Below are 7,586 nucleotides of genomic sequence, written 5' to 3' on the forward strand. Positions count from 1 at the left end.
GAGGGCCGGCCTCATCCGCCGCGGCGGGTGCGGCGCCGTCCTGCGGCCGGCGGGGCGGTGGAGCCGCCCGGGGCGGGAAGCCCGGTGGCGCACGGGATCCGGTGGCGCCGGAGCATCTCCTCGACGGCCTGCTCGACGAGGCGGGCCCTCAGCGCCGGGGGCTCCTTCCTGACCCGGGCACTCATCCGCTGGGCCTCCTCGACGGTCGGCAGGAGACCCACCAGGAGGGCCGGCAGCAGCAGGCGTCGGACCATGACCTCGTCACCGGAGGTGGCCTGCGGCCGCCGCACGACCGAGACGTTGACCCGGACGGCGTGCTCGTTGCCCGGCGGGACCCCGGGCCGGTCCGTCTCGACCGCGGCGTAGCGGAAGCCGTGGGCGAGGTTGCAGGCGGAGCAGTCGGCGGGACCACGGCTCAGCCGGTCGCCGCATGCGGAGCAGACCAGTCTGTCGAGCGCGGCGTCCACCACCCGCCAGTCGTGGCGGTCGGGTTCGGCCACCACCATCTCGGCGAGCGCGACCTGCTGGTCGTCGCCGGCCTCCCACCGGCGGAGGAAGGCGGACCACTCGTCCTCCACGATGCCGTCCACCAGCCCGCGGCAGGCCGTACAGGCGGGCGCACCGCCGTACTCGTGGCCGCCGCACTCCGCGCAGCGGAGCACGGGCGCCCCGACCGCAGGTCTCGTCATGGCACACTCCCGTCGGTACCGGTGCGGCACGGGGGCGACCGGCGCTGTCGTTCTTCGCTCGTGACGGTGGGGCGGGACCCGCCGCGAGGGCCTCGGCCGGTGGCGGCACCCCGGGCTGCGGCGTCAGGGCTTGCGGGCGACGGCCGCATAACCGGAGGACTCGGCGTCGGTGATGGTGTGGGCGAGGTCGCCGGGATCGGGGTGCCAGCGGTGGGTGGGGACCAGGCCGGGGTCGAGGAGTTCCCAGCCGGCGAAGAACCGGAGGACCTCCTCACGGGTGCGGGCCTGCCCGGCGGTCCCGGCGGCCCGGTAGGCGTCGGTGAGCCGGGCGATGCCCTCGGGGTCGAAGTCGGGGGTGACGTGGCTGACGGTGAGGGTGCTGCCGGAGGGCAGCCGGGCCTTGAGGTGCTCGACGATGCGGTGGGCGCCCAGTTCGTCGGGGACGAAGTGCAGCAGGGCGTTGAGGCTGAGCGCGACGGGCCGGCGCAGGTCGAGGGTGCCGCGGACCTGCTCACTGGCCAGCAGGCGTTCGGGGTCGGTGACGTCGGCGTGGACGTAGGCGGTGCGGCCCTCGGGGGTGCTGCGCAGCAGGGCACGGGCGTGGGTGAGGACGATGGCGTCGTTGTCGGTGTAGACGACGCGGGCGGTGGGGTTGGTCTGCTGGGCCACCTCGTGGAGGTTGGGGGAGGTGGGGATGCCGGTGCCGATGTCGAGGAACTGGGTGATGCCCTGCTGGGCGAGGAACCGGGTCGAACGGTGCATGAAGCGCCGGTTGATCCGGGCGGCGGCCAGCAGGTTGGGGAAGACGGACAGGGCGAGGGCGGCGGCCTCCCGGTCGGCGGGGAAGTTGGTGACACCGCCGAGGTAGTAGTCGTACATGCGGGCCGAGTGGGCCCGGTCCGGTTCGAGGTCGACCGCGGCGGGTGTCCCGCCGGTGGTGCTCTCGCGGTCCATGCGACGTCCCCCCGTGGCCGATGGCGGTGTCCGTTCCCGGGGCGGTCGGGCGCGGCGGCCGCCCGCCCCGGATGTTCCGGCACAGGGTACGGGGGAGGGGGCGGCTGCGCCCAGGACGGGATCGGCCATCCGCCGCGCCGGTCGGACCGCCTTCCGAAGACCGGAGGTGCGTCCGGCCGGAAGAGGAGGCCGCCGCCGCACGGAACGGCCCGGGGTCCGGTCGGCCGGCGGACAGGAGGCCGCCCCTCCGGCACGGCCGTTCGGAAGGCGGCCCCACGGGCCGCGGACGCGGTCCCTCGACGTGACGTGTTTCATGCCTGTGCCATACTCGGCGGCGCTCCATGTGCTTCCGGGGGTCGGGGATCTTCTGTGACAGTCGAACTTGCCGTGCGAACGCCGCTCGGACACCGCCCGGGTGGCGCGCGATGAGCGGCATAACGCTCGCGACCCCGTACCTGGACACCGACGCGGACCAGCTCTCGTTCGCCCTGGGGCACCCGGCGCGCGAGGCGCTCGCCGTACGCGACCTGACGGTCGGCGGGCTCGACGTGCAGCTGCGGCTCCTGGGCGCCTCGCACCAGGTGTTCGCCGGACCGGTCCGGGAGACCGTCGCGTGCCTGCCCGGCGTCGAGGGCGGGCTGCCGGCCGGCGTGGAGCGGCACTTCGACGACTGGAGCTACCACTTCAGCGCCCGCATCCGGCACTGCGCACCGGGGGAGTTCGGTGTGCGGGTGGCGCGGATCCGCAGCGTGTCGGAGGAGCATCCCCGGTCCCTGTACGGCGTCTTCCCCGGCTCTCCCGAAGCGGTCACCGCCCTGACCGTCGGGCGGGAGGGCGCGGGGCTGAGCTGGCGCACCTGGCACACCTACCCGCAGAGCCGCCGGATCGTGGCGACGCACACCCGGCTGGAGGCCCGATGAAGACGGTTCGGCGCATCAGCGCGATGTTCCTCGCCGTGATTGCGCTCACGGCGTGTTCCAGCGACTCGGACGACGGCAACGACGTGCCGACCGGCTGGATCCGCCAGCAGTACGACGCCACCGGCGCGGGCTACGTCGACCGCAGCGACCCGGTACGGCGCGTCGCGGACGAGATCGACGGCCACACCTCGGCCCAGGGCCGCCACGCCGACGGCGACATGGTCTTCCTGCGCTACCGGGACGACATCGTCGCCATCTCCCCGCGCCGCGACGGCAGTCTCATCGAGATCGACGACTACCGCTCCGGCCACCGCCGCTGGAAGTCCCGCATCGGCTCCGTGTGGCCGGATCCCGACAGCGCCGCCTTCCGCGGCGGAGGTCCCGGATCCGGCAAGTAGTCCGACCCACCGTCCGAACTCCCCGTCGACGTTCCCGAAAGGCACCCCCGTGACAGAGATCTTCGAGTCGGCAGGCATCGCCCTGCTCTACGGCCTGGTCGGCTTCGTGGTGATGGCGGTCGGCTTCATCGCACTCGACCTCGTCACGCCCGGAAAGCTCTTCCACGTGGTGTGGACGGACCGCAACCGCGGCGCCGCGGTCCTCCTCTCCGGCCAGACGATCGCCGTCGGCCTCGTCATCGAGCAGTCCATCCGGGCCAGTGAATCCGAGCTGGGCCTGGGCTACGGCCTGGCCAGCACCCTGCTGTACGGCCTCGCCGGCGTCGCCGTGATGACCCTGATCTCCTACGTGGTGGGGACGCTGGCCCCCGGACGCCTGGGAGCCGCCGCGCTCGACGACAGCGGTGACCGCCCCCACCCCGCCGCCTGGGTCCAGGCGGCCATGTACATCGGTACGGCCTTCATGGTCGGCGCCGCGGTCTCCTGAACCGCCCCGCGATGAACGGCCCCGTCCTGGACCGCACCGCCCCGGCCGCCACCGGCGCCGAACGGCCGCCGAAGGCGTCCCGCGCGCGGTGGAGGCGTTTCCTGCTGCTGTTCGCGGTCTTCACCTGCGCGGCCTGCGGCCTGGTCTACGAGCTGGCCCTGACGGCGCTGGGCAGCTACCTCATCGGCAACTCCGTGATGCAGACCTCGGTGGTCATCTCCGTCATGGTCTTCGCCATGGGCATCGGCTCCCTGGCCGCCAAGCCGCTGCAGCGCCGCGCGGTCGGCGCCTTCGCGCTCGTCGAGGTCCTGCTCGCGCTCGTCGGCGGTCTGTCGGTGCTCATCCTGTACGTGGCGTTCGCCTGGCTCCGGGTGTACATGCCGGCCATGGTGGTGGTCTCGTTCACCGTCGGTCTGCTCATCGGTGCGGAGATCCCGCTGCTGATGACGCTGCTCCAGCGGATCAGGCGTCAGGAGGCCGGCAGCGCCGTGGCCGACCTGTTCGCCGCGGACTACGTGGGGGCGCTGGTCGGCGGACTGTGCTTCCCGCTGCTGCTCCTGCCCACCTTCGGTCAGCTCAGGGGCGCGCTGGTGGTCGGAGCGGTCAACGCCGTGGCCGGTGTCGTCGTCGTCCTGTGGATCTTCCGCCGGCGGACCCGCCGTGCCGTGCGCGCCGCGCTGCTGGCCGGGGCGGCCGGCGTCCTCGGCCTCCTCGGCACGGTGTACGTCCTGGCGGACGACATCGAGGTCACCGCGCGCCAGCAGCTCTACCGCGACCCGATCATCCACGCCGAGACCACCCCGTACCAGGACATCGTCGTCACCCGGTCCACCGCCTTCACCGGGGAGCCGGACACCCGGCTGTTCCTCAACGGCGACCTGCAGTTCTCCTCCGTGGACGAGTACCGCTACCACGAGGCGCTGGTCCACCCGGCCCTGTCGGGGAAGCGCTCGTCCGTACTGATCATGGGTGGCGGCGACGCGCTCGCCCTGCGGGAGGTGCTGCGGTACGACGACGTCGACGAGGTCACGCTGGTCGACCTCGACCCGGCGATGACACGGCTCGCCCGCTCCTTCGGGCCCCTGCTCGAACTCAACGACCGCGCGCTCGGCGACCCGCGGGTCACCGTCGTCCACGCCGACGCGTTCACCTGGCTGCGGGACGCCACCCGGCGCTACGACGCGGTCCTCATCGACTTCCCGGACCCGGACACCGCCGCGCTGGCCAAGCTGTACAGCGTCGAGTTCTACCACCTGCTGGGCCATGTCCTGAACCCCGGGAGCCAGGTCGTGGTGCAGGGCGGCTCGCCGTTCTTCGCCCCCAAGACGTACTGGTCCATCGCCACCACGATCGGCGAGGCCGGATACGCGACCACCGCGTACCAGGTGGACGTCCCGAGCTTCGGCAACTGGGGCTTCGTCCTGGCCACTCCCGGCGCCGACGGCCCGCCGCCCTCCCTGCGCCTGGCCGACGACGTCCCGCGCCTGCGCTTCCTGGACGACGCCGTCCTCGCGGCAGCCACCGTCTTCCCCGTGGACCGCCGCCCCCAGGACGTGCGGGCCAGCACGCTGATGGACCCCGTGGTGCTGGAGTACACCCGCCACGAATGGCAGAACTACTGAGCGGTCCCGCTCCCGCGCGGCCGGCCCGCCCCGCCGCCCGCGGCACGCTCTAGGGTGGGGGATCCGTATCGAGTCCACTCCGAGGAGGGCCCGTGGCCGAGTACCCCCGGATGCTGCACACCGTGCTGGACACCACCAGGCCGAGGGAGCTCGCCGAGTTCTACCGGCGGCTGCTCGGCATGTCGTACCGCCCCGGTGACGAACCGCCCGCGGACGGGACGCCCGACCGGCCGGACTGGCTCGTGCTCCGGAGCTCCGACGGCGTGAACAGGCTCGCCTTCCAGCAGGTCGACCGCCTGCCTCGGACGACGTGGCCCGAGCACGACGTCCCGATGCAGATGCACGTCGACTTCACGGTGCCGAGCCTGGCCGAACTGCACAGGCAGCGCGAGCGGGCGGAGTCGCTGGGCGCCGAACTCCTCCTCGACCGGTGTGACGATCCCGACGAACCGCTGTACGTGTTCGCGGATCCCTCGGGCCACCCGTTCTGCGTCTTCGTCGCCTGACGCGCGCCGGCCGCCCGCCCCGCCGCACCGCGGCCGGGCACGGGCGGGCCCGGAAACGGGCGAGGCCCGGCTCCCCCGGAGCGGGGGAGCCGGGCCTGCGGGGGTGCCGGGGTCACGCCGGGCGGATGTTCTCCGCCTGCGGGCCCTTCTGGCCCTGGGTCACGTCGAACTCGACCTTCTGACCCTCGTGCAGCTCACGGTACCCCTGGGCGGCGATGTTGGAGTAGTGGGCGAAGACGTCGGGTCCGCCGCCCTCCTGCTCGATGAAACCGAAGCCCTTCTCGCTGTTGAACCACTTCACGGTGCCCTTGGCCATGTCCGTCTCCTTCTCCTTCGCGGGGACCGGACCCGCCATCCGGGCCCGGGAGGTGATCGCCCTGGTCCGGAGGGAGCTGAACAGCAAGAACGCCCGTGATCGTGACCACGGGCGAACGAAACTTCGGAACCACGACTGCTGATCACCACGCTACACCGCGCGGCGGGCGACCGCCACCGACACGGCCGACCGTGTCCCGGCGTGTCACCCGCCGGCGGCGCAGGGCCGTCCGCTACGCGTCGCGGGCCAGCCAGGCGCGCAGATCGGCGGGGAGCGGCTCCATTGCCGCGCGGTACAGCGCCAGGTCCTCCTCGGTGGCGATGCCGCGCCACTGCCCGCTGCTCCCCCTGTGGAAGAAGCGGAACGAGGTGGCGGCGTCCCCGATCGCGCCTTTGCCGAAGATCTGGTCCTGACCGGACCGCATGTCGGAGAAGGCGCACGCCTGCACCAGTTCGGGCCAGACGCTCTCGTCGACCGGGATGTCCAGGAAGGCGCTGACGCGGCGCATCTGCCCGTCGAGGTCGTCCAGCATGTCCTGGTAGTGGAGGAAGAGGACGTTGGGTTCGCCGCGGTGCCGCCACCAGGACTCCAGGTGGTGGGTGGGCGAGTTGAACGGCCAGCCGTCGGACTCCCACGGGAAGGCGCTGCGGGTGAAGTAGTCGCGCCAGTGCTCGTGGACGTCCTCGGGCACCGGGGGGTGCACGGGGGTGTGGACGTCGTCGCCGGTGGGACCGGGCGGGAGCCGGTCGGCCGCCCGGCTGGTGCCCAGCGCGTGGTTGTGGGCGGAGACCGCGGCGTCCCGCAGATCGCGTCCGACGATCAGGTACGACACGTCGGAGTGGACCGGCAGGGCGTCCATCGGCAGGTGGGTCTTGATGAACCGCCGGTGCCGCTGCCCCTCCAGGGTCTCCAGGGTCCGGTCCAGGGGGGTGAAGGCGCAGTCGAGCCAGGGGCTGATCTCCATGAGGGGGCCGGGGAGCCGGGTGCTCTGGAAGACCAGGACCGAGGTGATCCGCTGCGTCCAGGTGGTGCCCACCTTGGGCGGGGTCGAGATGACGATGTCGCCGGGCCGCGGCCGGTAGTCGTCCCAGTACGTGCTGTCGGTGAAGTAGCTCCGGTACGTGCGCTGGGGAACCGTCTGTGTGCGCATGGTGAGATCCTCCGCCGTGCCCGCTCCCGGGTTCAACACCGCGATACCGGCCAACGGGCGGTCCCGCTCCCGCCCGCGGGCCCCCGCCGCCGCGGGCGGGGAGCCCGGTGGCCGTCCTCCGCCGCGCCGGGGGCGCTGCCCGGGTGGTCGGCCGCGGGTCCGCGGTGCGACCGGTCGGGCAGGACCCGGAGGGGGTGCCGGGGCGGTCCGGTGGCGGGGGCGTGCCGGTGCACCGGCACGGCCACGGGGATCCGGGGGCGCGAAGTGGCCTGAACCGTCCCCTGCCGGCCCGGGGAGTGGGCCCGCACGCGGGCCCCCGCCGTCTGCCGGTCCGTATCCCGCCGACCGCGTGGCCGGCGGCCCCGCCGCGCCGGGGCGGCGCCCGGTGACCGGCGCGCGGGAGGCGGACCACCGGTACACCCGGAAGCGGACCGGCCCCGGCGCGGAACGCGCCGGGGCCGGTCTCACCAGTAGCGGGGACAGGATTTGAACCTGCGACCTCTGGGTTATGAGCCCAGCGAGCTACCGAGCTGCTCCACCCCGC

Annotated in this window: 9 protein-coding genes and 1 tRNA gene; 5 read left to right on the forward strand and 5 right to left on the reverse strand. The window is 73.3% G+C overall.

The genetic code is table 11. From position 1 onward, the window contains the following. Positions 1–11: 11 nt before the first annotated feature. Both ACFSJS_RS20685 and ACFSJS_RS20690 read right to left on the reverse strand, forming a co-directional pair. Positions 12–689 carry a hypothetical protein gene (locus ACFSJS_RS20685; RefSeq protein ID WP_380902563.1) on the reverse strand — a complete coding sequence of 226 codons (678 nt, stop codon included), beginning with the start codon at positions 687–689 and terminating at the stop codon, positions 12–14. Between the two features lie 123 nt (positions 690–812). Next, a complete protein-coding gene (locus ACFSJS_RS20690; protein WP_380902565.1) occupies positions 813–1,643 on the reverse strand; it encodes an SAM-dependent methyltransferase in 831 nt (276 codons plus the stop codon). A 425-nt stretch (positions 1,644–2,068) separates the two neighbouring features. On the opposite strand from ACFSJS_RS20690, the gene ACFSJS_RS20695 reads away from it, so the two are divergent. From ACFSJS_RS20695 to ACFSJS_RS20715, 5 genes are all read left to right on the forward strand, one after another. Further along, positions 2,069–2,563 carry a DUF2617 family protein gene (locus ACFSJS_RS20695; RefSeq protein WP_380902567.1) on the forward strand — a complete coding sequence of 165 codons (495 nt, stop codon included), beginning with the start codon at positions 2,069–2,071 and terminating at the stop codon, positions 2,561–2,563. Next, the gene (locus tag ACFSJS_RS20700; protein WP_380902569.1) at positions 2,560–2,961 is read left to right on the forward strand and encodes a DUF4247 domain-containing protein; all 402 of its coding nucleotides are present in this window, start codon (positions 2,560–2,562) and stop codon (positions 2,959–2,961) included. The genes ACFSJS_RS20695 and ACFSJS_RS20700 overlap by 4 nt, the downstream gene beginning before the upstream one ends. Before the next feature lie 49 nt (positions 2,962–3,010). Further along, positions 3,011–3,448, forward strand: coding sequence for a DUF350 domain-containing protein (locus ACFSJS_RS20705; RefSeq protein ID WP_380902571.1), 438 nt, complete (start codon positions 3,011–3,013; stop codon positions 3,446–3,448). 11 nt (positions 3,449–3,459) lie between these two features. Continuing rightward, complete coding sequence (locus ACFSJS_RS20710; protein ID WP_380902573.1) at positions 3,460–5,070, forward strand: polyamine aminopropyltransferase; 1,611 nt, start codon at positions 3,460–3,462, stop codon at positions 5,068–5,070. A 92-nt stretch (positions 5,071–5,162) separates the two neighbouring features. Continuing rightward, positions 5,163–5,576, forward strand: a complete 414-nt coding sequence (locus ACFSJS_RS20715) for a VOC family protein (RefSeq protein ID WP_380902575.1) — start codon at positions 5,163–5,165, stop codon at positions 5,574–5,576. 112 nt (positions 5,577–5,688) lie between these two features. Here ACFSJS_RS20715 and ACFSJS_RS20720 read toward each other — a convergent pair whose 3' ends face one another. From ACFSJS_RS20720 to ACFSJS_RS20730, 3 genes are all read right to left on the reverse strand, one after another. Next, positions 5,689–5,892, reverse strand: a complete 204-nt coding sequence (locus tag ACFSJS_RS20720) for a cold-shock protein (protein WP_093658049.1) — start codon at positions 5,890–5,892, stop codon at positions 5,689–5,691. Positions 5,893–6,124: 232 nt separating this feature from the next. After that, a complete protein-coding gene (locus tag ACFSJS_RS20725; protein ID WP_380902578.1) occupies positions 6,125–7,042 on the reverse strand; it encodes a sulfotransferase domain-containing protein in 918 nt (305 codons plus the stop codon). A gap of 471 nt (positions 7,043–7,513) precedes the next feature. Beyond that, positions 7,514–7,586: transfer RNA gene (locus ACFSJS_RS20730), tRNA-Met, on the reverse strand.

This window comes from Streptomyces desertarenae, from assembly GCF_042681365.1.
Taxonomy (GTDB): domain Bacteria; phylum Actinomycetota; class Actinomycetes; order Streptomycetales; family Streptomycetaceae; genus Streptomyces; species Streptomyces desertarenae.

Excerpts from the sequence above, each read along its gene's own strand:
- ACFSJS_RS20710 (WP_380902573.1), top strand. The coding sequence starts at position 3,460 with ATGAACGGCCCCGTCCTGGACCGCACCGCCCCGGCCGCCACCGGCGCC.
- ACFSJS_RS20725 (WP_380902578.1), bottom strand. The coding sequence starts at position 7,042 with ATGCGCACACAGACGGTTCCCCAGCGCACGTACCGGAGCTACTTCACC.
- ACFSJS_RS20695 (WP_380902567.1), top strand. The coding sequence starts at position 2,069 with ATGAGCGGCATAACGCTCGCGACCCCGTACCTGGACACCGACGCGGAC.
- ACFSJS_RS20720 (WP_093658049.1), bottom strand. The coding sequence starts at position 5,892 with ATGGCCAAGGGCACCGTGAAGTGGTTCAACAGCGAGAAGGGCTTCGGT.
- ACFSJS_RS20690 (WP_380902565.1), bottom strand. The coding sequence starts at position 1,643 with ATGGACCGCGAGAGCACCACCGGCGGGACACCCGCCGCGGTCGACCTC.
- ACFSJS_RS20685 (WP_380902563.1), bottom strand. The coding sequence starts at position 689 with ATGACGAGACCTGCGGTCGGGGCGCCCGTGCTCCGCTGCGCGGAGTGC.
- ACFSJS_RS20700 (WP_380902569.1), top strand. The coding sequence starts at position 2,560 with ATGAAGACGGTTCGGCGCATCAGCGCGATGTTCCTCGCCGTGATTGCG.